Origin of the sequence: Sediminibacterium sp. (assembly GCF_019264485.1) — a bacterium.
Taxonomy (GTDB): domain Bacteria; phylum Bacteroidota; class Bacteroidia; order Chitinophagales; family Chitinophagaceae; genus Sediminibacterium.
The window spans coordinates 87,838-113,725 of the sequence record NZ_JAHVAA010000011.1 but is presented as its reverse complement, the minus strand read 5'-3'; the positions used below and the strand labels follow the sequence as shown (position 1 = coordinate 113,725).

Genomic DNA, 25,888 nt, shown 5'->3' with positions numbered 1-25,888 from the left:
GTTTTGTCACCCTTTAGATTCTACTAACATGAAATTTTTTTTCCTCCTTTTCGGGATTTTATCCTGCTCTTGTATCTGTGCACAGGATACCCCTGCAGCAAGCCTGGGTAAAACCAATACATCAGTTAAACACGATGTTTCAAAGCCATTCAGTACGCTTCAAAAAGAAGCCGGGCAAATACCACAGGTAAATGAAAATAAAACAGCGTTCACAGCACCTGTTAGCAATAAAAAAATATTCGATCAAAAAGCCATTGCAGTTGAACAAACCAGTTTTGGCAATAAAACCGCTCCTTTATTGGTAGCCAGTTTCGACGGACTTGGTGAAAGTTTTACTGGTCCGCAGGGTACCGCAGTCATGCGCAACCCTTCCGATAATTCACTGGCTGTAGGATTGGATCATGTAGTACAAACGGTCAACTCACGCATGGCCATCTTTACTAAAAAAGGTAAAAAATATCCTGAATCGGGTCGTGTATTGTATGGTCCTGTTGAAACAAAAAATGTATTCCGTGGATTTGGTGGCCCCTGCGAACAGATTAATAATGGAGATGCAGTAGTACGTTACGACCAACTGGCAGACAGATGGCTGATTGTAATGCCCACTTTCCGCAAAGGCATTTCAAGAAATATAGATACAACAACAGGTACAAAAAGAGTGCTGCCACAACCGGGAGAAGCCGCTTTACTCTTCCAGCCTCCGGCTCCGGCTGCTTCTGTAAACAATAATCCACCTGCGCAGCGTCCTGCCGGACCTAGACCGCCCGACAAAGGAACTTATTGTATGTGTTATGCCATCAGTACTACATCCGATCCCATGGGAACTTATTATCGTTATGAATTTGAGCGTGAGTTGTTTCCTGATTATCCACGTCCTACCGTATGGCCCGACGGTTACTATACCACCACGAGTACGGGTGACGATGTAATTGAAAAACACGCATACGTGGTTGATCGGAGTAAAATGCTGAAAGGAGAAGATGCCAAAGAGCAATCCTTTATTATTAAAGATGTAAACTTTATCATCAATGCCGATCTCGATGGTAAACAATTACCGCCGCCAGGCTCACCGAGTATTATGCTGGCAGCAGGTGGTTCGCAGTTGAAAAAAGTATTGGGTGATGATGGCATTTATGCTTGGAAATTTTATGTTGACTGGAAAGATCATTCCAAAACCCGTTTAGAAGGTCCGGTAAAGATTGATGTGGCTCCTTATGAATACCTCGGCGGTGGTCAGCTCACCAAAACCGTTCCCCAACCCGATACCGATCAGCGTCTCGACTCACAGGGAGATAAACTCATGGCTCGTTTGGTATACCGGAGAATCGGCAACCGCGAATCGGTTGTAGGTGTTCATTCTGTAAATACCTCTGCAGGTGGTGGTGGCGTTCGCTGGTATGAATTTCTGGTAAATAAAGACCGTAGTCTCCGCTTATATCAGCAAGGCACTTACGCACCCGATACCAATTACCGGTGGATGGCCAGTCCGGCTATTGATGGAAAAGGCAATATTGGTATCGGTTATTCTTTCGGTGGTAAATCAGCTTATCCGGGTCAGCGTTTTGCCGGCCGTCATTATGGAGATCCGTTGGGGCAATTGACTTTAAATGAAGTGGTGTTGGTAAATGGTGAAGCTCCTCAAACAACAACACTTCGCTGGGAAGATTATACACAAACTGCTGTTGACCCCACTGATGATGAAACCATCTGGTATGTGGGTGATTATTTAAAAAAAGGAGCAAGAAACTATTCTACCAAAATCGGAGCGTTTAAACTTACAAAAACTCCAAAGAAATAAATTCAACCCTTCCCGGGATTTAAATCCCGGGAAGGGTTGAATTTAGTATTGACCTGTACTTAGGAGTACCAGTGTGCAGGCTTCTACAGGTTCAATACCTTTTTCCTTTGCCAGTTCTTCCAACTCCTCATTCTCCGTACCGGGGTTGAAGATGATTCTTTTCGGTTTCACTGAAAAAATATAGTCGTAATACTGTTGCTGCAATTGTGGATTAAGGTAAAGTGTTATTGTATCTACACCTTCTTCTGGCGGGTGCTCAGTAACAATAGTAGTATCACCTATCTGCCCCTTTCTATTGCCTATGGCTACTACCGGATGACCATTGGCACGTAACCTGTTTACCGCAAGAAAGCTATACCGAGACGGATTTTCGGAAGCTCCCAGCACAATGGTTTTTTTAGCCATGATTGATTTGTTTGTAATACAAGTTAATATGTCTCCAATACCTGAAGGCAGTTATATCAATAATTAAAAAATAAACAGCCATTAAATAAGCCTGAGGATATTTAGCAGGTGGTAATACAAATTCAGTATTGTCTGTATACGCCCATACAAAGAATACCGCACCTAGTATCAGGCCAACCCACAGATTCCTCCTGAAAACCATTTTATGTTGCTCAACAGCAAACAATAAGTTTACCAGTGTACTCACCATTTGCCAGATACCTATAATCAACAACCCCAACCCATGTACGAGCAATAACATATAAAAGTCATTCTTTTTAAATGCTTCCTGAATGAAAAAAATAAAGGGTAAAACCGACAATATCCATACCGCCAGTTGCCCATAGATATCTGCATTACACCATATCGATTTTTTCATATTATTTTCTCCCAAAAACTTCTACATAACAAATAACGAGGTAATAAAATGCGAGAAGCGGTGTAATAAAAAGCAACAGGTATAAAACCCAAACCATGACTGTGGCATTCACCAGGCTAATCAGGAAAATAAGTATGAGAGATAACAAAGTATACTGATAAATCCGCCTGCCTAAAAAAACCTGGTTCCATCGTTGAACAAGGTGGATGGTCATGCTGATTAACTGCCAACTTCCAATACCCAGAAAAAAGCTCATCATGGCTAAATCTGAATCAAAAAACCAGATGGCTCCAATGATAACCAGTGCTGCCGACTGGATTATGATATCGGCTTTTTTAAATAAGGTTTGATTGAATGACATACTTTAATATTAAAGCTTACAGATAGTTGTTTTCACCTCTTGCATTATGAATATAGCTTTTTTATGTATAACCAATAGCGTATAGCAAGAATATGAATCAGCAGAAAATAAAAACACACAAAGCAGGTACCAGTAATTTCCTTCGTTTTACTTTCTGCTGTATTTGAAAGAGCATATACCACTATAGCGAAAAAAATTACAAGCACTATACCCGTCAAAATATTATTTCTGAAAAAGATATTTTCGGCAGTTTTTTCTTTAAGCTGTATATAGTAAACAATAGAACTAAACATTTGCCATACTCCTAAAACGAGCAGGCCAACAGCATGATAAAATACCACTAATACCCATGCACTGTTATTTAAATAACGGGTATCTACCCAAAAAATAGAAAATACCAATACTGTCAATATCCAGATGATTAACTGACCATAAACATCAAATCCTTCCACCTTTACAGACTTATCTTGTTCTATTGCATCCATAACACTAAAATTACGGCATCTATCTATTTTCTTTTTATATAGTCTGTACCTTTCCGCTATGAAATATTTTATAGCTTTTCTATTTCTTTGTTTTACTATTTCCACTCAGGCCCAGATCAAGCCTTTTCGTTTTGCTTTTATTTCCGATACACATATTGGTTCCCCAAATGGCAGTGCCGAGGAAGACCTCAGAAGAACGGTTGCCGATATTAACCAGATGACCGATATCGCTTTTGTGGTATTAACCGGCGATATTACTGAACTGGGTACCACAGAAGAAATTAAAAAAGCCCGGGCCATACTCGACGAGTTAAAAGTGCCTTACTATATCATCCCCGGTAATCATGATACAGGCTGGAGTGAAAGCGGCGGCGTGGCATTTGCTGAGGTATTCGGTTACGATAAATTTGTTTTTACCTATAATGGCATTCGTTTTATTGGTTGTGCTTCCGGACCCTATGTTCGCATGAGTGATGGTCATATTCCCCGTGATGCGGTAAACTGGCTCGATAAGGAACTGAGTAAAACGGCAGATGATCAGCCCCTTATCTTCCTTAATCATTACCCCCTTGATAATGGGCTAGACAACTGGTATGAAGCCATTGACCGTCTGAAACAAAAAAATACCATTGCCGCTTTGTGTGGGCATGGCCATGCCAACCGTGCCATGAATTTTGAAGGTATTCCTGCCGTAATGGGCAGGTCGAACCTACGGGCCAAAGCTGAACTTGGAGGATATAACCTGGTAGATGTAAGATCAGATTCCCTCATTTTCTCAGAAAGAAGACCAGGCAAGCAAACACTCGCGCCCTGGGCAGGAGTAAAGATTGAGAAGCATGCCTACCAGAAAAGTTCAGCCAGTTTGCGCCCTTCCTATGCAGTGAATGACAGTTTCCCTCAGGTGAAGCCCAAATGGTATTACAGCTCTGAAGCAAATGTAATTTCTACACCGGCCACCAATGGCCAGTTGGTATTCTTTGGTAACAGCCTTGGTAATATTACTGCCCTCGATATACAAACGGGTAAAAAGAAATGGGGCTTTCAAACCGGAGGTTCCGTATTTTCTTCACCGGCCATCGATAAAAAGCAAATGGTAATAGGTGCTGGTGATGGCTTTGTGTATTGTTTTGAAACAACAAAAGGCAAACTGTTATGGAAATACAAAGCCAATGCGGCTGTATTGGGTTCTCCCCTGATTAAGGACGGAATAGTTTATATAGGTGCCAGCGATCATTGTTTCCGGGCTATTGAACTGAATTCGGGCAAAGAAATCTGGCGTTTTGCTGAACTGGAAGGGCCCGTAATGAGCACTCCTGTAATACATGGCAATCAGGTTTTATTTGGTGCCTGGGACCGTCACTTATATGCGCTGGATATAAAAACGGGTAAACTCAACTGGAAATGGAACAACGGATCGTTGGTGCGCAATTTTTCGCCGGCCGCCTGTATCCCGGTTGTAAAAGATGATGTGGTTTATATAGTAGCTCCCGATCGTTACCTCACCGCCATAGATCTGCTTACCGGTACTACTTTATGGAGAAACAATGAAGCAACAGTGAGAGAATCAATTGGTATTTCTGAAGACGGTCAGTGGGTATATGGAAAAACCATGAACGATTATATGGTGGCTTTCCCAACTTCACGCGAGAAACAGGCTGTTGCCTGGAAGATTGACTGTGGTTTTGGCTATGAACATGTACCTTCTATGCTGATTGAAAAGCAGCATACAGTTGTATTCGGCACCAAAAGCGGCCGTGTATATGCCATTGACCCCATTAAAAGGGAAAAGAAATGGGTATATAAAATCGATAATTCGATGGTGAATACAGTAAATATGCTTAGCAGCAACAGAATATTAGCTGCTACCATGGACGGGAAATTGAGTCTTTTGGAAGTAAGAGAGTAAAATGTGTATTGACCGTTAAAATTTTTTAAAGCAACTATTCATTTTAATTCACAAATAATTTTCTAACTTTCATACCTCATCATTTACAACAACAAACTAATACCATCATGGCAAAAGCTAAAAAGAAAGCCGCAAAAAAAGCAGCTCCAAAAAAAGTTGCAAAGAAACCTGCTAAGAAATCAGTAAAAAAAGCTGCTAAGAAAGCAGCACCAAAGAAAAAAGCAGCTCCGAAAAAAAAGGTAGCAGCTAAAAAGCCTGCAGCCAAAAAGCCAGCTGCAAAAAAACCTGCTCCCAAGAAAAAAGCAGCTCCAAAAAAGAAAGCAGCCGCTAAACCAGCACCGGCTCCTGTAGCAACACCTGCACCAGCGCCAGCTCCTGCACCTGTTGAAGCGCCTGCAGCACCAGGTAATCCAGAGATTCCTTTTAACGCTTAATTCAGCTTTTACAACATCTATATAAATCCTGTTGCCGTTCGGTAACAGGATTTTTTATTTCGATGATATGAAACAGCATGACTTCTTTTAAAATATCTTTATACGGGTTCAGCCCGAATCTTTTTCACCAAAACTTTCATACATGCGTACCTGGCTACTGGCATTTTCCTGTTTGCTATTCAGCAGCATTCAAGCACAAACCCCGTCTTCAAAAATTGCAGACAAAACAAAAAACATGAAACGGTATGATGGCTATTTCACATTCTGGTGGGATGCTGCTGCCGGCAAAATCTGGTTACAGGTTGATAAACTCAACCAGGAATTTTTATACGTCAACTCATTACCCGCAGGTCTGGGTTCCAATGATATTGGTCTCGACCGTGGTCAGCTGGGCAGTACCCGGATCGTCTATTTTCATAAAGTAGGAAAGAAACTGATGATGATTCAGCCCAATTACCGTTACCGGGCACTTTCCGGTGATGAGAAAGAAAAAGAAGCTGTACAGGAATCTTTTGCCCAGTCTACTATTGCCGGTTTTACCATCGACGAAGATGAGGGCGATAAAGTGCTGGTTGATGCCACTTCGTTTTTCCTGAGAGATGCCCATGGCGTAGCAGACAGGATCCGTACCATGCGTCAGGGTACATATACTTTCAACGAATCGCGCTCAGCCATCTTCCTTACCAATACCCGTAATTTTCCTTTGAACAGTGAATTTGAAGCGAGCATTACTTTTACTGGCGGCAGCGACGCAGGTCGTTATGTAAACAGCGTAACCCCATCCAGTGAAGCCATTACAGTACGTATGCATCACTCATTTGTGCAGCTACCCGATAATCAATACAAACCCCGTAAACATGATATCCGCAGTGGTTATTTCGGCATCACTTATTTCGATTTCAGTAGTCCATTTACCGAGCCTATCGAACAAATGTTTATTTCCAGACACAGGCTTGAAAAGAAAGATCCGGCTGCCAAAATAAGTGATCCTGTTGAACCTATTGTATATTACCTCGACAACGGTACACCAGAACCCATTCGTTCTGCATTGTTAGAGGGTGGTCGCTGGTGGAACCAGGCTTTTGAAGCCGCGGGCTACCGAAATGCATTTATCGTAAAAGTATTACCCGATGATGCCGACCCGATGGATATCCGTTACAATATGATAAACTGGGTTCACCGATCTTCACGTGGATGGAGTTATGGTGCATCGGTTACAGACCCCCGCACCGGTGAAATCATCAAAGGGCAGGTTACACTGGGTTCCCTGCGTGTGCGTCAGGACCATCTTATTTTTACCGGTTTATTATCTCCCTATGAAACGGGTAAACCTGTTCCTGCCACCATGCGTGAAGCAGCTTTGCAACGTCTGCGTCAGTTATCGGCCCACGAAATTGGTCACACACTCGGTTTACAACACAATTATGCCTCCAGCTTTAATGACCGCGGATCGGTGATGGATTATCCTCACCCGAATGTTTTTGTAAACAGTAAAGGTGAAATAGATTTCAGTAAAGTATATACCAATGAGATTGGTGAATGGGACAAACGAGCCATTACTTATGGTTATCAGGATTTTCCGGATGGAGTGAATGAGAGCGAGGGTCTGAAAAAAATCCTCGATGAGAATACTAAACAGGGATTATTATTCATAGCAGATGCTGATGCCCGTGCTGCCGGTGGACTTCACCCTTATGCCCATTTATGGGATAATGGTAAAGACGTAACTGATGAATTGAAAAGCGTATTACAGGTTCGTCAGAAAGCACTGGATCAGTTTTCTGAGAATGCCATTAAAGAATCTGTGCCTATGTCCAAACTGGAAGATGTACTGGTACCGGTTTATAATTATCATCGTTACCAGGTAGAAGCTGTATGTAAACTGATTGGTGGAATGAATTACAGTTATAATGTTCGTGGCGATGCACAGCAAAAACCACAGGTACTCGATAATGCCATTCAGCAAAAAGCATTACAAGCTGCATTGGATTGCCTGAATCCCGAAGTGCTTACTTTACCTGATCGTATCAGTATGCTGATTCCTCCCCGTCCGCCCATGTATTATGGTGTTGGTGAAACATTTGCCAAACGTACCGGTATGAGTTTCGATCCTATGGCTGCTGCTGAAGCACTTGCTCATTTTGAACTGGGCTTTTTATTTAATGCAGAAAGGGCCAACCGCCTTGAACAATTCAAAGCACAGGCAGGTACTATTGGATGGAGTGATGTACTGGATGCACTCATCAAAAAAACATGGATGGGTAAAAAACAGGATGGACTCAAAGCACAGGTACAGGCTCAAACACAACAAATTGTACTTACCTGGTTACTGGCACTCAGTCAGGACAATACAGCCAATTATCAGGTAAAAGCCATTTGTTTTGATCGGCTCAATAGTTTAAAAGCATATGCCAAGCAACAGGCCACTGCAAATATTGCTTTACGGGCACATTATCTGTATGCGGTAGAACGTATTGAAAAGCCCAAAGACATTGAACTGCCTCAACACAGAGAAATCGCTCCCGGAGCACCGATTGGATGTGATTGGGAGTGAATAGTGAGTGTTTTTATAAAAGAAGCCGCCGTTAAAGTTTTAACGGCGGCTTCTTTTATAAAACAATTTATATTTACTATTGACTACTCACCACTCACTATTACACCAGCATCCGCAGAGGCTCTTCCAGTAATGATTTCAGCGTTTGCAGGAAAGCTGCTCCTGTGGCACCATCAACAGAACGGTGATCGCAACTCAGGGTTACTTTCATGATATTACCAGGCACTACCTGCCCGTTCTTAACCACGGGCACCTGCGAAATTCCACCTACTGCCAGAATACATGAATCGGGTGGATTGATGATGGCAGTAAACTGGTCTATACCAAACATACCGAGGTTGGAAATGGTAAATGTGCTTCCTTCCCAGTCGGCAGGTTGTAATTTTTTATCTTTTGCTTTCTGTGCGTATTCTTTTACTTCTGCACCAATCTGACTCAGCGATTTGGTATCGGCAAAGCGTACCACCGGAACCAGTAATCCGTCTTCCACTGCTACGGCAACACCGATATTGATGTGGTGATTGAAGCGAATGGTATCTCCCAGCCAACTGCTGTTTACTTTCGGGTGTTGTTTTAAAGCCATGGCAGTTGCTTTCAATACCATATCATTAAAACTTACTTTCACGGGAGCCACTTCATTGATTTTTCCACGGGCTGCAACTGCAGCATCCATGTCAATGCTCATGGTTAGGTAAAAATGCGGTGCAGTAAACAGGCTCTCACTTAAACGGCGAGCAATGGTTTTACGCATCTGCGATACAGGTACATCTTCAAAACTAACCTGTCCGGCCGGGGCAGCAGCAACATGTGAAGCGGCTTTAGCAGCAGGAGCAGCAGGTGCGGCTGCAGCAGGAACATATCCATCCACATCATTTTTAGTGATGCGTCCATTATCGCCGGTACCCTTTACATAACGAAGATCAATTCCTTTTTCATCGGCAATTTTTTTGGCTAATGGAGAAGCCAGTATCCGTCCTTCATTTACCACTGTTGGTGCCGTTGCAGCTGCAACAACAGGCGCCGGGGCAGTTGCCGCCGGAGCAGCTGGTGCTGCCGATGCAGTGGCGGCAGGTTGTGCGGCACTACCCTTTACTGCTTTTACAATAACATCTACATCCAGTCCGGGTTTTCCGATTATACACAGGAGGTCATTCACCAGTATTTTTTCACCGGCTTTGGCGCCCTGGTAGAGTAAAACACCATCTTTATAACTTTCAAGTTCCATGGTAGCTTTATCGGTTTCGATATCAGCCAGCACTTCTCCTTTTTTAACAGTATCGCCTACATTTTTATGCCATCCGGCAATTACGCCTTCTGTCATAGTATCGCTCAAACGAGGCATCAGTACTACTTCTTCCATATTTGCCACATCAGCAACAGGCTTTGAAACTGCCGCAGGTGCTTCTGTAACAGGAGCAGGTGCTGGTGCAGCAGCTACGGGTGTGGGGGCGGGTGCTCCACCGGCATGTTGAGCAACGAGGGATGAAATATCTTCACCTGCTTTGCCGAAAATAGCCAACAGGTCATTCACCTGTAATTTGCCTCCTTTGGGCGTACCAATATGTAATAAAATTCCATCCTGGTAGCTTTCCAGCTCCATGGTGGCTTTGTCGGTTTCTATTTCTGCGAGGAGATCACCTTTCTTTACTGCATCACCCACATTCTTATGCCAGGCGGCAATAACACCTTCTGTCATGGTATCACTCAGTCGGGGCATTAAAATCACTTCTGCCATATGGTTTCGATTGCGCTTTTGTTTGAAGCCGTGAAATTAGGAAAAAAGCGGCAAGCTTCAAGCTACAAGCTCTAAGCCTTGTTTTTTGACCTTTATTATTAGATTTTGCCTGTAAATAATGTATTTCAGACTATTGACCCTGTGCCAGGCTATAGGCTTTTTTATCGCCCCAGGCATTCAGCAATTCGGTTGAACAGATTTTAAAGTCGGCCGATAGCCTTTTATACAACTCCAGTATATCCACCTGTGTTAAGGCTACTTCTCCCACGCTTTCAAAGCGACAGCCATATTGGTTTACCAGGTTGGTAAACGAAGAGCCCTTGGGCCAAACCTGTGTGCCCCTGTTACTAATGGTTACCAGTTTAAAAAGATCAAGTGTATGTTTCAGGCATTTTTCTGCAACCACCAAGGGTTGTTCATTGCTTTCAATGAATACATCTACACCAAGAATATTTTCTGTTGCCGTATCCAGGCTTTCCAGCATCGGATTTTTTTCCAGTTTGAAAATAGTAGGTGTCACTGGCTGATCGGCCAGCATGGGCTTGGGATTATGAAACGGTAATTTTCCAAAATTATTGATGATGGATTGAGAAAATTCCGTGGTATTTACTGATGGGATACCCTTGTCACCAAAATCTCCAGTATGCACCCCGCTTTCCAGGGTAAATAACAGTGCATTCTCTATCATGGCGGCTGTTTGCATCAATCCCAGGTGTCTTAACATACCGATACCGCTTAACAGTAAAGCAGTTGGATTGGCTATATTTTTTCCGGCAATATCGGGTGCTGTACCATGCACGGCTTCGAAAATGGAGATATGGTCACCGATATTGGCAGAAGGCGCAAAACCAAGTCCACCAACCAGTCCGGCACAAAGATCACTCACAATATCACCCTGTAGATTCGTAAGTACTACCACATCAAATAAATCGGGCCGGCTTACCAGTTTCATACAGAGATCATCCACAATTACATCATCTGCTTTTAATTCAGGGTATTCTTTGGCCACTTCATAAAACACTTCCAGAAACAATCCGTCAGTGATCTTCATGATATTGGCTTTATGCCCACAGGTGATTCTTCTTGCCCCTTTCTTTTTGGCCATTTCAAACGCATATTTGATCACCTGCAAACTACCCGGGCGGGTAATAAATCTCCTGCTCAGTGCCACATCATGCGTAAGCATATGCTCAATACCACCATAAGTATCTTCAATATTTTCTCTTACAATCGTAATATCAATAGGAATACCCGCTTTACTGAACACAGTATCAACCCCATGCAGGGTCTGGAAAGTGCGTTTATTGGCATACGTATTCCAGGTTTTACGGGCGGTAACGTTAACGCTTTTTACCCCCTTGCCTTTTGGTGTTTCCATTGGGCCTTTAAAAAGAATCCCCAGCGATTCAATACTTTGCTGCGCTTCTGGGGTCATTCCATTGCTGTAGCCTTTGTCAAATACCCACTTACCCATATCTACAAAATCATATTCCAAAGGCACTTTGGCGGCGGTAAAAACCGATAAAACAGCGTCCATGATCTCTGGACCAATTCCATCTCCTTTTGCTACGGCAATCCTGGTCATAATTCCTCTTTTTTAAAGTGCTGCGAAGGTAAGGGATGGGAGGAATTTTTGGTGTTAAAAAAGTCAATAGACCATGGTCTGTGGTCTATGATCTATTGACTATGGACTATCAACCTATTTTCCTTATTTTTACCCTATTCAAACCAACCTTATGGTATCCAAAATTTCAGAAGGGGTAGAGATCAGTGTGGAGACTTTTTTCCAGTCTGACTACAGCAACCCGCTGAATGGAGAATTTATGTTTGCTTACCGGATTACCATCGAGAATCATAATAATTTTACCATCAAATTATTACGCCGCCACTGGCAAATTTTCGACAGCAATGGCGAACACAGGGAAGTGGAAGGCGAAGGTGTGGTAGGCATTCAGCCCGTTTTACAACCCGGCGAACACTACCAATATGTGAGTGGTTGTAATCTCCGTACCGAAATGGGTAAAATGCATGGCATCTACCAGATGGAAAACCAGCATACCAAACAATTGTTCGAAGTGAATATCCCGGCTTTTGATATGATTGTCCCCTCTAAAATGAACTAATCCCTAACACCTTTTCCTAAGGGTTAGGAGTTAGGGTATCAGGGTTTATACTTTGCTTCTTCAAATATTTTTTTAGCCGGAGTTTCCATCAGCATCTTCATGTTTTCTGAATCTTTCTGTTGTGACATCCATTTTTTTACAATCTGCCAACCCACAAACTGACCAATAAAACCTGGCGATGCCTGGCCAAGTGTGGGTGTATTGGGCGCATCGGTCATATAATCGCGGATGATTTCGGGATCGATAATATAAAGCAGGTTATTCTGTATAAAAAAGCTCCAGATATTTTTTTCGTTTTCATAACAACCGTCCAGTTGTTGTTGTGTATATCCGGTTTTAAGCGTATCTGGTGCATAAGGCATCAACCGATCCAGCAGATACATACGTTTACCCGCTTCCACCATTTGTTCAATCAATGGTTTTCCGGCATAGACGGGCGCATACAAATCATCCATTACATTTTTAACAGCATTCACCGGAATATATATCCTGTCGAATCTTCTTGAAATATAACGTGGATATAATTGCTGTCCTTCCTCACTCAGGTAGAGCGGATGATTGCTGCCTAAATACAATTGCAAACCCACTCCCAGCCCGTCGGGTGCTATAATACTTCCATAACTGTTCAACGGACCAATAAAGGTGATGATTTTTTCGGGCAGGCGATAATCGGGGAAATAATATTTCACCAACTGAAGTCCTTGCTGCACTTCATTGATTTCTTTATTGAGATCCGGAAACTGTTTGGCTACGTCTCTGGCTATTGACTGGTAAGTGCGGATAAAAACAGGGATATCCTGTGTAATGGTTTCGGGTGAACTTCCCAGGATATTGAACAAAAAGTCCTGTGTAAAACCCCGGTATTCTGCGGTTAATTCCTGTAATGATTCTTCAATTTGAACCGTATCCATCGCAAAAAAAGATTGTTCGAAACGCTGCAGACTGATGGGTGCCTTAATAGCCGACACATCGGGCACATTATGTTTACTGCCACAGGAAAAACATATCATCATCAACAATACCACATACCATCGGTTCATATCGAGCTGGTTTTTACAAAGATGCTGATAAAACGTTGAGTCAAATCAAAGAACCCTGTAAAACCTATGCAAAAGTTACGGAACTTTGTGTCTGAAGCTTATTAAACAGGTGTTTCTATGAAGATCAGTATCGCACAACAGAATTATCATATCGGGAATTTTGAAGCCAATACAGCAAAGATCATCAGTGCTATTAAAGAGGCTAAAGCAGCCGGTGCCGATCTGGTTATGTTCAGCGAAATGAGCATATGCGGTTACCCTGCAAGAGATTTTGTTGAGTTCAGTGATTTTATCAATAAATGTTATGAAGCGGTTGATCTGATACGTGAACATGCCGATACCATTGGTGTTTTGATTGGCTCACCTGCTCGTAACAGTATTCAAAAAGGGAAAGACCTGTTTAATGCAGCCTTCTTTCTTTATGAGAAAGAAATTAAAGCCGAGATTCACAAAACACTGCTACCTACTTATGATGTGTTTGATGAGTATCGTTATTTTGAACCGGCTTATGAATGGAATATCGTTTCTTTCAAAGGAAAAAAATTAGCGATTACTATTTGTGAAGATATCTGGAACATGGGCGATAACCCTTTGTACAGGATTTGTCCTATGGATAAGCTGATGGAACAATTCCCCGACCTGATGCTGAATATCAGCGCCTCCCCTTTTGATTATACACATGATGAAGACCGGAAATCTGTTATCAAAGCGAATGTTCAGAAGTATAAGATCCCGATGTTTTATTGCAATGCAGTGGGTAGCCAGACAGAAATTGTATTTGATGGAGCTTCACTCGTATTTGATAAAGATGCCAATCTCTGTGCTGCATTACCCATGTTTGAAGAAGCGATGGTAACAGTTCACCTGAATGATGATGGCAGTATACAGGCTCCTATATTAGAACCGGCCAGCCGTGTGCCAGATAAAGAATTGAACCCCGCTACACTGGAACCCGAGTTAAATATTGCACAGGTATACGATGCACTGATCATGGGTATCCGTGATTATTTTTCGAAGATGGGTTTCAGCAAAGCCATCCTCGGGTCTTCGGGTGGAATAGATTCAGCAGTAACACTGGCTATTGCCTGCGATGCACTGGGTGCCGAAAATGTAAGGGCCATCCTGATGCCTTCCCCCTATTCAACCGATCACTCAATAAACGATGCTGTTGAGCTGAGCAAAAACCTGCTCAACCCTTACGACATCATCCGTATTGATGAAGTGTTCTCTGCATTCACACAAACGCTTGAACCTGTTTTTAATGGTCTCCCTTTTTCGCTTGCTGAAGAAAATATTCAAAGCAGAACAAGAGGTAATCTGTTAATGGCCATTGCCAATAAATTTGGATACATACTGCTCAACACATCCAATAAAAGTGAACTGGCCACCGGTTATGGTACTTTATATGGCGATATGGCGGGTGGTCTCGGTGTATTAGGTGATTGTTACAAATTACAAGTGTATGCACTGGCAAAATACATCAACAGAAAAAAAGAAATCATCCCTGAAAATATTATCAGCAAAGCACCCAGTGCAGAATTAAGACCCAACCAGAAAGACAGCGACAGTTTACCAGATTACAGTTTGCTCGACCAGGTACTCTATCAATACATAGAAAAAAGAATGGGGCCGGGAGAAATTAAAGCCATGGGGTATGATGGTACACTGGTTGACCGAACACTGAAAATGGTGAATAACAATGAGTACAAAAGAAACCAGTTCTGTCCCATCATTCGTATATCACCAAAAGCATTTGGAGTAGGAAGAAGAATGCCGATTGTAGGGAAGTATTTAAACTGATAATCTTTTCTACTTTACAAACGACTCCCCTTCTCCTTTTCTCCCTGTTACAAAAGTTTAGAAAAAGTAAACTCGAAATATTCCTGGTTCTTTAACAAAGAGAAAGGAAGAGGGGAGTCTTTAGAAATTTTTGTAGTAAAATAGATTCTTTTCTACTCGCAAAAATGCGTTGCGTAATTACGTAATTTTATTACATCACTACCTGATCAGGTAAAGGATCATTGCTGCTCTAAAGCAAATAAAAAAGGAACCTGTTTTACAAGTTCCCTGAAAATCTTTACCTGATTATGTTTCTACGAAAGAAAGAGGCTTTATCAAGTCTGTATACTACGAATACTATTACAGTTTTAAGAAACAAACAAGTATGAAGTTTGATCTCAGGAACAAATAATTGTCCTCACCCAGGTATACCCGTTATTTAACAGCCACTGACTATAATAAAAGCCGGGAAAAATAATTATACACTGCCAATATTCGTCTGACTCAGGCGTTCCACCCTATGTTGAGTCAGTTTAAAATTGATTGCACTTATGCGTTAGACATCAGGAATAAAATTTATGACTTAGTTCAATAGATTAATTCCTCGCCCGTTTATTTTTTTGATCAAATCGATAACATAGAGAATAAGATTAAGAAAATAGAAACATTATAACTTCAAATAAATGTAAGACACCGAACAATCAAAGATCACTCATGTATCACCATAATCGGCACATGACTATGATACGCTAATTTCTTCGTGGCACTTGCATGAAACAACCCTTCAAACAAACCATGTTTTTTGGGTATGGTAATAATCAGGTCAATCATTTTTTCCTGTGCCACAATATTTACTGCTTCAACAAAATTGTTGTTGTTTTCAAAATGATACTGTGGGTTATACCCTTGTAACAGTGTATCCAGCATCAGGCTCTCAAAAGGTGTTTCGGGCGACCAGTTCTGATTTTCTTTGTCAACATGTAATACAAAAAGTCTGGCACTGGTAGCATCCAATATCTGTTTAATGGGTTCTACAGGTATTGTTTCCACTACTTTAGTAAAATCGCAGACCAGCATTACTTCTTCTACTTTGGTATAAATGGCTTTGGGTGGCACAATGATTACTGGCACCGTTCCATTTCGGGCTACACTCAACGCATTGCTGCCAATTATTTTCTCTTCCAACAGGTTGCCTCCGGTAATACCCATTACTATTAAATCCGCTCCCGTTTCCTTACATATTCCATCCAACCCATTTCCTAAATGATCGTACCTGGCGAGTGTACTTACTTTAATGGATGATGGACAGAAGGGACAAATCAGAGATTTGAAATGTTCCAGCGCTTTTTCACTGCTTTCTTTCAACGTATCAATATCGGGCATAACCACTGTGGGTACCATCGGATCAATATTTACAGGTGCCTCATACGCATGGTACAGTATTACTTCATCTACTGTAAGCTGAGCTGCCAATTTAAAAGCATATAGAGCTGCGTTTTTTGATGCGCTGGAGAAGTCGGTCGGGACAAGTATTTTTTTCATATCACATGATTATGTGGTAAAACTATCAAGAACCATGCGCAAAAAATATGACATTGGTCAGATACCCAACTGCTTTTAATCAGCATTTGCAGATGGTACTCATTTTCATGCCGTTTATCGTTATTCCCTGCTGATCATGGATAATTTGCATTTGCTTAAGAAAACCGCAACTACTTTCGCTTTTGAAATTTTATACATGAAACCTTTATACCTGATAACAGTTGGTATTTTATTAACCTCAAGTATATTACCGGGTTGTAAAAGCCTGTCTTTTACCCAGAAAACCTTACCAGCCGAAATACCCGTTCAGGATTACTCCAAATCGATTGTTGTCATTGACGCAGGTGATGTATACACTCCCGGACTCGCCATCACCAAAAAAAGGGAAGCCGTAGTTACCAGTATTAAGAATATGTATTTCTCCAACCTACCCGATCTACTGAAAAAAGATTTACAAGTTCCTGCATTCAGAGATACCATTCTTACAGATGATGAGAAAACAAAGTTGCTACAAAATGATGATGCTGTGAAGCTAAAACTCGCAACTAAATACGGAGCTAATATTTTCATCATCTTACAGAATTATGAAGGCGGCTTTAGTCAGGATGAAGTAGTTCGTACTAAAAACAATGATGGCAGCACCAATAAAACTGCGTATTATTCTGTTTTCTTCAATACAGATATCACTGTTATACAGGGCGATCAATTATACCGCAAAAGAATTGTAGCCAGCAGAGAACATTCTAACCGTTCCGTACTCAGTGGCTTACTGGCAAGGGGCCCTGGTTATGAGGCCAACAAAAAGGATATCATTTCCATGGCCAACAGAAATGCCAGTAATGTATCCGGCTTGTTTAGAGAAAGAAGAGGCATGATGAATGGAAGAGGAGAATTTATTGAACAAGGTAGATAGTTCTTGGTCCATAGACAATAGTCGATAGACCATAGTCCATAGTGAAAGCCCATTGCGCTTATAGCCATGGACTATCGACTATTGTCTATGGACAGTCTTACATTCGTTCAATGATACCTGCAATTCCCTGACCGCCACCTACGCAGGCTGTAACCATTCCATATTTTTTATCCAGTCTTTTCATATCATTCAATAACTGAACGGTTAGTTTACAACCGGTACAACCCAATGGATGCCCTAATGCAATAGCACCACCATTGATGTTTACGATGTCAGGATTTAATCCCAGTTCTCTGATAACTGCAAGTGATTGTGAAGCAAAGGCCTCATTCAGTTCAATCAGGTCGATATCATTCAAACTCATGGATGCCTGTTTCAATACTTTGGGAATGGCTGCTACAGGACCTATGCCCATGATGCGTGGGTGTACACCAGCAGATGCACAGTTCACCAGACGGCCAATGGGTTTTAAGCCAAGCTCCACTACCATTCTTTCACTCATTACAATAACAAAAGCGGCGCCATCACTGGTTTGAGATGAGTTGCCGGCAGTAACAGAGCCACCCATGGCAAATGCCGGTTTCAATTTGGCAAGTGCATCAATATTGGTATCGGCCCGTACACCTTCATCGGTGTCTACCACGTAAGAACGAACGGCTTTTTTTCCTTTTTCATTCAGGTATGTTTCTTCTACTGTAATGGGCAGAATACCTGATTTAAAATGTCCACTCTCAATAGCTTTCATCGCTTTCTGATGCGACTGAAAGGCAAACTGATCCTGGTCTTCACGGCTCACTTTAAATTCTTTGGCCACTGCCTCGGCAGTTAGCCCCATACTCAGGTAATAATCAGGCTCCTCTTTGGCAATGGAATAGGCAGGAACAGTTTTCCATCCTGCGGTAGGCACCAGACTCATACTTTCTGTTCCACCGGCGATAATACAATCAGCCATTCCGGTGCGTATTTTGGCTGTGGCCAATGCTATGCTTTCCAGTCCACTGGCACAATAACGGTTAATGGTAAAACCTGCCACATCAATCCCCAATGCACGGGCAGAAATAATGCGGCCAAACTGCAATCCCTGTTCAGCTTCCGGAACAGCATTACCTACAATCACATCATCTACACGTTTTGCTTCGAGTTGTGGCACAGTAGCCATCAAACCTTTGATGACTTCTACCGCCAGATCGTCGGGACGAAAAAAACGAAATCCGCCACGTTTACTTTTGGCCACTGCGGTTCTGTAACCGGCTACTATATATGCTTCCTGCATAATCTTGGTTTTACCTATCAAATGTAGGGACTTTTTTTAAAAAAGTTGTTTATGCAACCAAATTTAACCTCATGGTACGGTTCCGCTGGTCGCCAAATGCACCCTATCTTCGCAGCATCATGATCTACCCGCTTATCAGACAATTACTTTTCTGTTTTCCGCCTGAAGATGTGCACTATTTTTCAATGGACATATTACGGTCGGCCTGTTCGCTCGCACCGGTTAAAAAGTTGATCAGCAACAGTTTTTCTTACAATAATCCGGTTTTACAGAAAGAAGTTTTTGGGCTCCGTTTTACCAACCCCGTTGGATTGGGTGCCGGTTTCGATAAAAATGCAGTGTACCTGAACGAACTGGAAGCCCTTGGGTTTGGATTTGTGGAGATTGGTACTGTTACCCCATTACCTCAACCTGGTAATGATAAGCCTCGCTTATTTCGGTTGTCGGCAGATAAAGCCCTTATTAACCGAATGGGATTTAATAACAATGGTGTAAAAGCAGTTGCGGCAAGACTGGCTGTTCGAAAAAAAGGAAATTCACAACTGATTGTTGGAGGAAATATCGGAAAGAATAAAATTACTCCCAATGAAGATGCCTGGAAAGATTACAGCATCTGTTTTGAAGAGTTGTTTGATTATGTAGATTATTTTGTTGTGAATGTGAGTTCACCGAATACCCCAGGATTAAGGGCTTTGCAGGATAAAGATTCACTCAAACAGATTTTTTCTGTATTGCAAAATAGTAACCAGCGTAAAAGCAAACCCAAACCCATCTTACTGAAAATTGCACCTGATCTTACACAGGAGCAATTGGATGATATTATTTCACTTTCATTTGAAGTGAATCTCGATGGACTCGTGGCTACCAATACCACCATTAGTCGTGAAGGACTGGCTACACCCGAACAAAGCATTACAACTATTGGCGCTGGTGGACTAAGCGGAAAACCTGTGCGTGCAAGGTCAACAGAAGTAGTGAGGTATCTTTCCGGCGGAACAGAGGGAAAAATTCCCATCATTGCCAGTGGTGGTATTTTTACCGGAACTGATGCTGCCGAAAAAATAAATGCAGGTGCATCACTGGTGCAGGTTTGGACAGGTTTTATTTATGAAGGCCCTTCTATCGTTAAAAATATTTGCAAACATTTAGTTCAAGCATAAGCTGATTATATGGAACATTTATTTACTTCTGAAAGTTTGATCAGTTTTCTGATCCTTGTAATTCTTGAAATTGTACTGGGTATTGATAATGTGATTTTTGTAAGCATTATCATGAACCGCATGGAGAAAAAGCAACAGAAAAAAGCCCGCCTGCTCTGGATGATCATGGGTATGAGTACCCGTATTATTTTGTTGTTTGGTCTGGGCTGGTTATTGGCGCAGAAAGGCAAGCCCGTGGTGAGTGCATGGGGTAAAGACTTTGATCTGGCGAGTCTTGTAATGCTGGCAGGTGGATTATTCCTGTTATATAAAACAGTAAGAGAAATACACCATAAACTGGAGGGCGAAGCGGAAGAAGCGATTGGAAAAGCGGGCAAAAAACTCAGCTTTGGTAATGCCATTTTTCAAATCATGCTGATTGATATGGTTTTCAGTTTCGACAGTATCATTACTGCCGGCGGAACCGCTAAACATATTGAAATAATGATTGCAGCAGTGGTAGTAGCCATGGCGGTGATGTTTTTGTTCAGTGCTGATATTTCCAATTTCATACATAAACATCCAACTTTAAAAATGCTGGCCCTCTCCTTTCTGGTGATGATTGGTTTTGTATTGATTGTAGAAGGATGGGATAGCGTGAATGCACACCAGTTACACCTGAAAAATTATGTGTATTTCGCCATGGCATTCTCTTTTATTGTGGAGCTACTGAATATGCGTATGCGGAAAGCCTATCGAAAACCGGTAGAACTCCGCCACCCCAAACTACCCGAATCTGATGCCAAAGAATAACCCTGCGGTTATCTCTGTTTTCTCATGTTCTCTGCAGTGAAATTTCGCGTATGGCTCACCACAGAGAAAGGAGAACACAGCGTTTTCGCAGAGATGATCGGTGATTAACAAATATTTTTTTACAAAGACTTGGAAATATGAGAATCCAATAGTTACTTTGAATCTCAAAGTGCTTTTATGAAAGAAGAGCAAAAACATATTGAAGCCCTGCACGACATCAAGGACATGATGAACAGGAGCAGTCGCTTCATCAGTTTAAGCGGATTAAGTGGTATCAGCGCCGGTTTATGTGCATTGGCTGCTACCATATATATTTGGCCGGTATGGTTAGCTGTGAGAGAAAAACTCAGGACGGGTGGCGATTTGCAGGTATATCCATATCCCGCTACCGATGTACAGAGATTGCTTATTATGACCGGTATCGTTACTTTCTTAACCGCCTTATTACTGGCCTTACTCTTTACCTGGATGCGGAGCAGGAAAACCAATACATCCATGTGGGGCAGTACAGCAAAAAGACTGATGACTAATACTGCCATCCCTTTGATTGCCGGTGGTCTTGTTACTTACCGTTTACTGGACTTGGAATTGGTGGGACTCATAGCGCCCTCCTGTCTGATATTTTATGGACTGGCTTTACTGAATGGCAGTAAATACACGGTATCGGAAATCAGGTGGCTGGGTATTTGTGAAATTATACTGGGTATTATTAATTTATGGTTTATCGGTTACGGGCTTGTTGCCTGGGCCATTGGTTTTGGAGTATTACATATTTTATACGGCGCACTGATGTGGTGGAAATATGAACGCGTATGAACAACCCGATTGAACACCTGAATAAAGTTTTCGACAGCCGTATCAGACTCGGTATCATGAGTGCTGTAATGGTAAATGCTGAAGTAAACTTTAATGAACTGAAAGAACTGATACAGGTTACCGATGGTAACCTGGCCAGTCATTTAAAAACACTGGAAGAAAACAATTATATCAAAGTGAACAAAGGATTTATAGGACGGAAAACCAATACTACTTATGCAGTTACCAAAGCCGGTGAAAAAGCATTCAAGAGTCATTTGGAAGCACTTGAAAAAATGATTAAGGGCATACACTAAATTTTTTTGTTCATTTACTTTGAAATACAAAGCACTTTTAAATAATTAAACAATGATCGCATTCAGACTTTGGATCAGCAGCGTATTGCTAACCATACTAGCTATCTGGATATTTCTACTGTCGGTACAAAATTCACTGTTTGGCATTGCCGCTATGATTGCTGTATATATAGCTATCACTGCATCTGGTGCAAGTTTACCAGTATTTATACTTTACCTGATTATGTTGCCATTAATCAGAAAAGCAGCGTTAGATAACAAGCAAAAAACAATTTGTTTACTGATACTAAATATCATCCTTTCATTTGGCTATGCTTTTTTAGTGGGGCCTGTTCTATACTGGCCACTTAGAGATCACAACAATGAGCATTCGTTTTTTTATGCCTTTATTTTCCTGGCATTTATCAGCAGTTTGTCCGTACTCATTAATCTTAAACAGATTTATCAATATTATTCTTTTACTCATTCAAATCAATCAATCATGTACACATCAAATGACAACCCGACACCTCCTTCAGCAGGGAATAATAGAATTCTTTATAAAGCCATTGTTACCGGCGTTCTGATACTGGTAATGATGATTCCCATGATTTTTGTTTCCAACCTTGTACAGGAAAGAGAAGCAAGAAGAAAAGAAGTAGAGAAAGATGTAAGCGAGAAATGGGCCGCACCTCAAACTGTTTCGGGGCCTTATCTCTACGTGCCCTATATAAAACAGGTAAAAGATGTGAATGGAAAACCCTCAGAAATAGTTGGTGATTTTTTTATCCTGCCCGAGCAGCTTTCGATCACTGGCAATATTGATACAGAAGAAAGAAGACGTTCTATTTATAAAGTGTTGTTATATAAAACACAGGTTGCTGGTACGGGCAGTTTTCAGTTACAAATTCCCAAAGGGATTAACGCAGATGAGATTCAGTGGAAGGATATTAAACTGTGTGTGGGTATCAGTGATTTTAAAGGCATTGAAAAAGAAATAAAAGTCAATTTCAAAGATAACCAGCTAAGTCTTTTACCCGGCCTACCTTCTTCAGATATCGACAGCAATGGCTTATCAGTCAATATTGCACTGAGTGCCTCCGATCTGGGTACCAGCATTCCCTTTACCACTACACTTGCTTTACGTGGTAGCGCACAATTGCATTTCATGCCACTGGCAGGTAATAGCCAGTTTAACCTTCGCTCTAAATGGTTAAGTCCTTCTTTCGATGGAAATACCATTCCTACCAGTCGCAAAGTTGACAAAACCGGTTTTTTCGCCAACTGGTCATTCAACAAAGCCAACCTACCTTTCAATACTTTGGTTACTGATGCCAAAACCATTAATGCATCACTTGCATTTGGTGTGAGTTTATTACAACCAGGAGATCAGTATGCACAAACAGATCGTTGCAGTAAATATGCCATACTATTAATCGGTCTCAGCTTCGCACTTTTCTTTATTATGGAAATCATGCAAAACAAACCTGTGCATCCTGTTCAATATGTATTGGTAGGGCTTGCGCTCATTATCTTCTACACCTTATTACTTTCCATCAGCGAAATTGCCTCATTCGACCTTGCTTATTTTGTTGCTGCTTCTGCTACCATACTGCTTATTACTGTTTATGTACACAGTCATTTTCAACAGGCTAAAACAGCTGCCTATTTTACCGTACTGCTTTCACTCTTATATGGTTTCATCTTTATCCTGTTGCGTTTGGAAGACACTGCTTTACTGGTAGGCAGTATTGGTTTATTTATCATTTTGGCGATTGTGATGTATGCAAGCAGACGTATCAACTGGTATCAGCCGGTTACAACAACTACTGTTACAGCATAAGTTTTTTTGGGGGGTGTTTTATAAAAAAAGTCCCGCCAATTGGCGGGACTTTAATATAAGCAAGCAATCGAAAAGAGACTAACTATGGAGAACCTCTCTTGAGATAACCAGTTTCTGTATCTCTGAAGTTCCTTCTCCAATAGTACACAATTTTGCGTCACGATAGAACTTTTCTACAGGAAAATCTTTTGTATAGCCATAACCGCCAAAAATCTGTACGGCTTCAGTGGCTGTTTTTACCGCTACTTCGCTGGCATAATACTTGGCCATAGCACCTTCTTTGGTTACTTTCTGCCCCCTGCTTTTAAGGTCGCAGGCCTGCCAGATCAATAATTCGGCTGCCATGATCTCGGTGGCCATATCTGCCAGTTTAAAGCTGATACCCTGAAAATTGCAGATGGGCTGATCGAATTGGTATCTTTCTTTTGAATACTGAATAGCCGCTTCATAAGCTCCTTTGGCAATGCCCAGAGATAATGCCGCAATGGATATCCTTCCCCCATCCAGTATTTTCATGGCCTGACGGAAACCATCCCCTACTTCACCCAGCCGGTTTTCATCAGGTATACGGCAGTTTTCAAAAATCATTTCGGCAGTTTCACTGGCGCGCATACCCAGTTTATTTTCTTTTTTCCCCGCAGAAAAACCTGCTGTACCTCTTTCAACCACAAATGCAGTTGAATTACCGCTTGTTCTGGGCTCACCAGTTCTGCAGATTACAACAGCAATATCTCCACTCTTTCCATGCGTGATCCAGCTTTTGGTTCCGTTCAAGACCCAATCATTTCCCTCCTTCGCCGCTACTGTTTTCATATTACCCGCATCGCTGCCGGTATTGGGTTCTGTTAATCCCCAGGCGCCTATCCATTCAGCCGTAGCCAGTTTGGGCAGCCATTTAGTTTTCTGGGCTTCTGTACCAAATGATAAAATATGATTGGTACACAAGGAATTATGGGCTGCAAGGCTGAGCCCGATCGATCCGCAGACTTTGGATATCTCCTGAATAATAGCATTGTATTCAAAATAGCCCAATCCTGCTCCACCATAATTTTCCGGAACCAGCACTCCCATCAGTCCGAGTTTACCCATTTCTTTAAATATGGTTACCGGAAATTCCTGACTCTCGTCCCATTCCATCAAATGCGGACGTATATATTGCTGGGCAAAATCGCGTGCTGTTTGTGCTACCTGTTCTGTAAGTTCTGTTGGCCTGAATTCCATAGCTATAGGTTTAAATAGACGAAGGTTGCCCTACTAAACAATCGTTATCAAGGCAACCTTCTGAAAACAAACGACCGTTTGTTAGTTTTCAGTGCAAAAGAATGTCTTTTCTGCATACCATCCAAAAAAGCTTCTTGTCTTAACAGTTTTTTATTCCAACATAAATGCTTTGCGGATGGCTTCCAGCAATACTTTATTCATTCCAGACAGGGCTTCCAGTGCCGACCAGTTGCTGTAATTGCCCTCTTCCTGTCTTTTTTTTACAATTTCACGCGCCAATTCTGCCGGAAGAGCGGCTTTTTGAATCAGTTGATACGCGGATGCCCTGTTTAATGACAATTTCTGAATACTGTTTTCATTTAGTTGCAGATAGGGCCTGATGAGTAACAATGTACTATCTGATAAACCAAATACATTCTCCAGTTCTTCCAGCCGCGCAAAACCGGCTGACTGGTTTCTGTATTTGATGATTCGTCCAGCTAAAGTTTCTCCTATTCCCGGCAGCGATTCCCAATCTTTCAGATCTGCTGTGTTAACATCAATCACAGCAACCTGTTTTTTTGCAGGCAATGTTTTTATCTCCTGTTCTGGCAGCACTGCAAAAGGAATAAGCCGGGCAGCTTTTTCAGGCTGAAGTCCCCATATTTTCTTCAGATCGTCTGCCCGGTAAAAGCGGCCGCCCTTGTTTCTGTAATGAATGATACGTTGCGCCAGCTTTTCATCCAAACCCAAACGCATCCATACGGCTGCATCTATCGTATTGGGATTAAACGGAAATAATTCAACCACTCTTCCAGCAGTGTTTGTTCTTTCAGTTATTGAATTGTTTTCCTGTTCCGCTAAGGTTTGCAGGCCTGTGCTCAATGTTATATCGGTGACTTGCAATTCTTTCGCAGGAAAAAAATGTGGCAGAAAAAAAAGTACCAGACTTATGCAGACAAGCACCACAATTCCGGTTCTTTCTTTTTTGGTAAAGCTGAAGTAAGGACGCAAGCTGTTTTTCATACAATGGTAA

Annotated in this window: 23 protein-coding genes; 12 read left to right on the top strand and 11 right to left on the bottom strand. The window is 41.8% G+C overall.

All coding sequences use genetic code 11. The annotated features are described in order from the left end of the window. Nucleotides 1-28: 28 nt before the first annotated feature. Nucleotides 29-1,798 (top strand): hypothetical protein, encoded by a 1,770-nt coding sequence (locus KXJ59_RS06715; RefSeq protein ID WP_295202374.1) that lies wholly within the window; start codon nucleotides 29-31, stop codon nucleotides 1,796-1,798. Between the two features lie 42 nt (nucleotides 1,799-1,840). Here KXJ59_RS06715 and KXJ59_RS06710 read toward each other — a convergent pair whose 3' ends face one another. The 4 genes from KXJ59_RS06710 to KXJ59_RS06695 are packed head-to-tail and all read right to left on the bottom strand — an operon-like array spanning nucleotide 1,841 to nucleotide 3,467. Beyond that, a complete protein-coding gene (locus KXJ59_RS06710) occupies nucleotides 1,841-2,203 on the bottom strand; it encodes a CoA-binding protein (RefSeq protein WP_295202373.1) in 363 nt (120 codons plus the stop codon). Next, nucleotides 2,196-2,621, bottom strand: a complete 426-nt coding sequence (locus KXJ59_RS06705) for a hypothetical protein (protein WP_295202372.1) — start codon at nucleotides 2,619-2,621, stop codon at nucleotides 2,196-2,198. Before KXJ59_RS06705 ends, KXJ59_RS06710 begins: the two co-directional genes overlap by 8 nt. Before the next feature lies 1 nt (nucleotide 2,622). Beyond that, a complete protein-coding gene (locus KXJ59_RS06700) occupies nucleotides 2,623-2,982 on the bottom strand; it encodes a hypothetical protein (protein WP_295202371.1) in 360 nt (119 codons plus the stop codon). A gap of 44 nt (nucleotides 2,983-3,026) precedes the next feature. Beyond that, on the bottom strand, nucleotides 3,027-3,467 hold the full coding sequence (locus KXJ59_RS06695) for a hypothetical protein (RefSeq protein ID WP_295202370.1): 441 nt from the start codon (nucleotides 3,465-3,467) through the stop codon (nucleotides 3,027-3,029). A gap of 58 nt (nucleotides 3,468-3,525) precedes the next feature. On the opposite strand from KXJ59_RS06695, the gene KXJ59_RS06690 reads away from it, so the two are divergent. The 3 genes from KXJ59_RS06690 to KXJ59_RS06680 all read left to right on the top strand — a co-directional run bounded on the left by KXJ59_RS06690 (nucleotide 3,526) and on the right by KXJ59_RS06680 (nucleotide 8,361). Beyond that, the gene (locus KXJ59_RS06690; protein WP_295202368.1) at nucleotides 3,526-5,373 is read left to right on the top strand and encodes a PQQ-binding-like beta-propeller repeat protein; all 1,848 of its coding nucleotides are present in this window, start codon (nucleotides 3,526-3,528) and stop codon (nucleotides 5,371-5,373) included. A 107-nt stretch (nucleotides 5,374-5,480) separates the two neighbouring features. After that, nucleotides 5,481-5,807, top strand: a complete 327-nt coding sequence (locus tag KXJ59_RS06685; RefSeq protein WP_295202366.1) for a hypothetical protein — start codon at nucleotides 5,481-5,483, stop codon at nucleotides 5,805-5,807. Between the two features lie 142 nt (nucleotides 5,808-5,949). Beyond that, the gene (locus KXJ59_RS06680; RefSeq protein WP_295202364.1) at nucleotides 5,950-8,361 is read left to right on the top strand and encodes a zinc-dependent metalloprotease; all 2,412 of its coding nucleotides are present in this window, start codon (nucleotides 5,950-5,952) and stop codon (nucleotides 8,359-8,361) included. 100 nt (nucleotides 8,362-8,461) lie between these two features. Here KXJ59_RS06680 and KXJ59_RS06675 read toward each other — a convergent pair whose 3' ends face one another. Both KXJ59_RS06675 and KXJ59_RS06670 read right to left on the bottom strand, forming a co-directional pair. Next, complete coding sequence (locus KXJ59_RS06675; protein WP_295202362.1) at nucleotides 8,462-10,096, bottom strand: pyruvate dehydrogenase complex dihydrolipoamide acetyltransferase; 1,635 nt, start codon at nucleotides 10,094-10,096, stop codon at nucleotides 8,462-8,464. 130 nt (nucleotides 10,097-10,226) lie between these two features. Continuing rightward, the gene (locus KXJ59_RS06670; RefSeq protein WP_295202360.1) at nucleotides 10,227-11,681 is read right to left on the bottom strand and encodes an NADP-dependent isocitrate dehydrogenase; all 1,455 of its coding nucleotides are present in this window, start codon (nucleotides 11,679-11,681) and stop codon (nucleotides 10,227-10,229) included. Nucleotides 11,682-11,832: 151 nt separating this feature from the next. On the opposite strand from KXJ59_RS06670, the gene apaG reads away from it, so the two are divergent. Then, on the top strand, nucleotides 11,833-12,219 hold the full coding sequence (gene apaG, locus KXJ59_RS06665) for a Co2+/Mg2+ efflux protein ApaG (protein ID WP_295202359.1): 387 nt from the start codon (nucleotides 11,833-11,835) through the stop codon (nucleotides 12,217-12,219). 38 nt (nucleotides 12,220-12,257) lie between these two features. Here apaG and KXJ59_RS06660 read toward each other — a convergent pair whose 3' ends face one another. Next, nucleotides 12,258-13,259 carry a hypothetical protein gene (locus KXJ59_RS06660; RefSeq protein ID WP_295202357.1) on the bottom strand — a complete coding sequence of 334 codons (1,002 nt, stop codon included), beginning with the start codon at nucleotides 13,257-13,259 and terminating at the stop codon, nucleotides 12,258-12,260. 117 nt (nucleotides 13,260-13,376) lie between these two features. Between KXJ59_RS06660 and KXJ59_RS06655 the strand changes: the two genes are divergently transcribed. Further along, nucleotides 13,377-15,059 (top strand): NAD+ synthase, encoded by a 1,683-nt coding sequence (locus KXJ59_RS06655; RefSeq protein WP_295202356.1) that lies wholly within the window; start codon nucleotides 13,377-13,379, stop codon nucleotides 15,057-15,059. 687 nt (nucleotides 15,060-15,746) lie between these two features. Here the strand turns inward: KXJ59_RS06655 and KXJ59_RS06650 are convergent. Further along, a complete protein-coding gene (locus KXJ59_RS06650) occupies nucleotides 15,747-16,580 on the bottom strand; it encodes a universal stress protein (protein ID WP_295202354.1) in 834 nt (277 codons plus the stop codon). A gap of 196 nt (nucleotides 16,581-16,776) precedes the next feature. Between KXJ59_RS06650 and KXJ59_RS06645 the strand changes: the two genes are divergently transcribed. After that, complete coding sequence (locus KXJ59_RS06645) at nucleotides 16,777-17,493, top strand: hypothetical protein (RefSeq protein WP_295202352.1); 717 nt, start codon at nucleotides 16,777-16,779, stop codon at nucleotides 17,491-17,493. Nucleotides 17,494-17,590: 97 nt separating this feature from the next. Here the strand turns inward: KXJ59_RS06645 and KXJ59_RS06640 are convergent, their stop codons facing one another. Then, nucleotides 17,591-18,766, bottom strand: coding sequence for an acetyl-CoA C-acyltransferase (locus KXJ59_RS06640; RefSeq protein WP_295202350.1), 1,176 nt, complete (start codon nucleotides 18,764-18,766; stop codon nucleotides 17,591-17,593). 71 nt (nucleotides 18,767-18,837) lie between these two features. Here KXJ59_RS06640 and KXJ59_RS06635 point away from each other — a divergent pair, with 71 nt between their 5' ends. From KXJ59_RS06635 to creD, 5 genes are all read left to right on the top strand, one after another. After that, a complete protein-coding gene (locus tag KXJ59_RS06635; RefSeq protein ID WP_295202348.1) occupies nucleotides 18,838-19,926 on the top strand; it encodes a quinone-dependent dihydroorotate dehydrogenase in 1,089 nt (362 codons plus the stop codon). A gap of 9 nt (nucleotides 19,927-19,935) precedes the next feature. Continuing rightward, nucleotides 19,936-20,718 (top strand): TerC family protein, encoded by a 783-nt coding sequence (locus tag KXJ59_RS06630; RefSeq protein WP_295202346.1) that lies wholly within the window; start codon nucleotides 19,936-19,938, stop codon nucleotides 20,716-20,718. Between the two features lie 177 nt (nucleotides 20,719-20,895). Beyond that, nucleotides 20,896-21,534, top strand: coding sequence for a hypothetical protein (locus KXJ59_RS06625; protein ID WP_295202344.1), 639 nt, complete (start codon nucleotides 20,896-20,898; stop codon nucleotides 21,532-21,534). Continuing rightward, nucleotides 21,531-21,830 carry a transcriptional regulator gene (locus tag KXJ59_RS06620; RefSeq protein WP_295202342.1) on the top strand — a complete coding sequence of 100 codons (300 nt, stop codon included), beginning with the start codon at nucleotides 21,531-21,533 and terminating at the stop codon, nucleotides 21,828-21,830. The genes KXJ59_RS06625 and KXJ59_RS06620 overlap by 4 nt, the downstream gene beginning before the upstream one ends. Nucleotides 21,831-21,882: 52 nt before the next feature. Then, entirely contained in the window at nucleotides 21,883-23,652 is a 1,770-nt protein-coding gene (gene creD, locus KXJ59_RS06615; RefSeq protein WP_295202340.1) for a cell envelope integrity protein CreD, read from the top strand. Nucleotides 23,653-23,730: 78 nt separating this feature from the next. On the opposite strand, the gene KXJ59_RS06610 is transcribed toward creD, so the two are convergent. Continuing rightward, entirely contained in the window at nucleotides 23,731-24,873 is a 1,143-nt protein-coding gene (locus tag KXJ59_RS06610; RefSeq protein ID WP_295202338.1) for an acyl-CoA dehydrogenase family protein, read from the bottom strand. Between the two features lie 150 nt (nucleotides 24,874-25,023). Continuing rightward, nucleotides 25,024-25,878, bottom strand: a complete 855-nt coding sequence (locus KXJ59_RS06605; RefSeq protein WP_295202336.1) for a helix-hairpin-helix domain-containing protein — start codon at nucleotides 25,876-25,878, stop codon at nucleotides 25,024-25,026. Nucleotides 25,879-25,888 lie beyond the last annotated feature (10 nt).

Excerpts from the sequence above, each read along its gene's own strand:
- KXJ59_RS06610 (WP_295202338.1), bottom strand. The coding sequence starts at position 24,873 with ATGGAATTCAGGCCAACAGAACTTACAGAACAGGTAGCACAAACAGCA.
- KXJ59_RS06605 (WP_295202336.1), bottom strand. The coding sequence starts at position 25,878 with ATGAAAAACAGCTTGCGTCCTTACTTCAGCTTTACCAAAAAAGAAAGA.
- KXJ59_RS06715 (WP_295202374.1), top strand. The coding sequence starts at position 29 with ATGAAATTTTTTTTCCTCCTTTTCGGGATTTTATCCTGCTCTTGTATC.
- KXJ59_RS06685 (WP_295202366.1), top strand. The coding sequence starts at position 5,481 with ATGGCAAAAGCTAAAAAGAAAGCCGCAAAAAAAGCAGCTCCAAAAAAA.
- KXJ59_RS06635 (WP_295202348.1), top strand. The coding sequence starts at position 18,838 with ATGGTACGGTTCCGCTGGTCGCCAAATGCACCCTATCTTCGCAGCATC.
- KXJ59_RS06640 (WP_295202350.1), bottom strand. The coding sequence starts at position 18,766 with ATGCAGGAAGCATATATAGTAGCCGGTTACAGAACCGCAGTGGCCAAA.
- KXJ59_RS06675 (WP_295202362.1), bottom strand. The coding sequence starts at position 10,096 with ATGGCAGAAGTGATTTTAATGCCCCGACTGAGTGATACCATGACAGAA.
- KXJ59_RS06630 (WP_295202346.1), top strand. The coding sequence starts at position 19,936 with ATGGAACATTTATTTACTTCTGAAAGTTTGATCAGTTTTCTGATCCTT.
- KXJ59_RS06660 (WP_295202357.1), bottom strand. The coding sequence starts at position 13,259 with ATGAACCGATGGTATGTGGTATTGTTGATGATGATATGTTTTTCCTGT.
- KXJ59_RS06700 (WP_295202371.1), bottom strand. The coding sequence starts at position 2,982 with ATGTCATTCAATCAAACCTTATTTAAAAAAGCCGATATCATAATCCAG.
- KXJ59_RS06680 (WP_295202364.1), top strand. The coding sequence starts at position 5,950 with ATGCGTACCTGGCTACTGGCATTTTCCTGTTTGCTATTCAGCAGCATT.
- KXJ59_RS06670 (WP_295202360.1), bottom strand. The coding sequence starts at position 11,681 with ATGACCAGGATTGCCGTAGCAAAAGGAGATGGAATTGGTCCAGAGATC.
- KXJ59_RS06620 (WP_295202342.1), top strand. The coding sequence starts at position 21,531 with ATGAACAACCCGATTGAACACCTGAATAAAGTTTTCGACAGCCGTATC.
- KXJ59_RS06655 (WP_295202356.1), top strand. The coding sequence starts at position 13,377 with ATGAAGATCAGTATCGCACAACAGAATTATCATATCGGGAATTTTGAA.
- KXJ59_RS06690 (WP_295202368.1), top strand. The coding sequence starts at position 3,526 with ATGAAATATTTTATAGCTTTTCTATTTCTTTGTTTTACTATTTCCACT.
- KXJ59_RS06695 (WP_295202370.1), bottom strand. The coding sequence starts at position 3,467 with ATGGATGCAATAGAACAAGATAAGTCTGTAAAGGTGGAAGGATTTGAT.
- apaG (WP_295202359.1), top strand. The coding sequence starts at position 11,833 with ATGGTATCCAAAATTTCAGAAGGGGTAGAGATCAGTGTGGAGACTTTT.
- KXJ59_RS06625 (WP_295202344.1), top strand. The coding sequence starts at position 20,896 with ATGAAAGAAGAGCAAAAACATATTGAAGCCCTGCACGACATCAAGGAC.
- KXJ59_RS06650 (WP_295202354.1), bottom strand. The coding sequence starts at position 16,580 with ATGAAAAAAATACTTGTCCCGACCGACTTCTCCAGCGCATCAAAAAAC.
- KXJ59_RS06710 (WP_295202373.1), bottom strand. The coding sequence starts at position 2,203 with ATGGCTAAAAAAACCATTGTGCTGGGAGCTTCCGAAAATCCGTCTCGG.
- KXJ59_RS06645 (WP_295202352.1), top strand. The coding sequence starts at position 16,777 with ATGAAACCTTTATACCTGATAACAGTTGGTATTTTATTAACCTCAAGT.
- KXJ59_RS06705 (WP_295202372.1), bottom strand. The coding sequence starts at position 2,621 with ATGAAAAAATCGATATGGTGTAATGCAGATATCTATGGGCAACTGGCG.
- creD (WP_295202340.1), top strand. The coding sequence starts at position 21,883 with ATGATCGCATTCAGACTTTGGATCAGCAGCGTATTGCTAACCATACTA.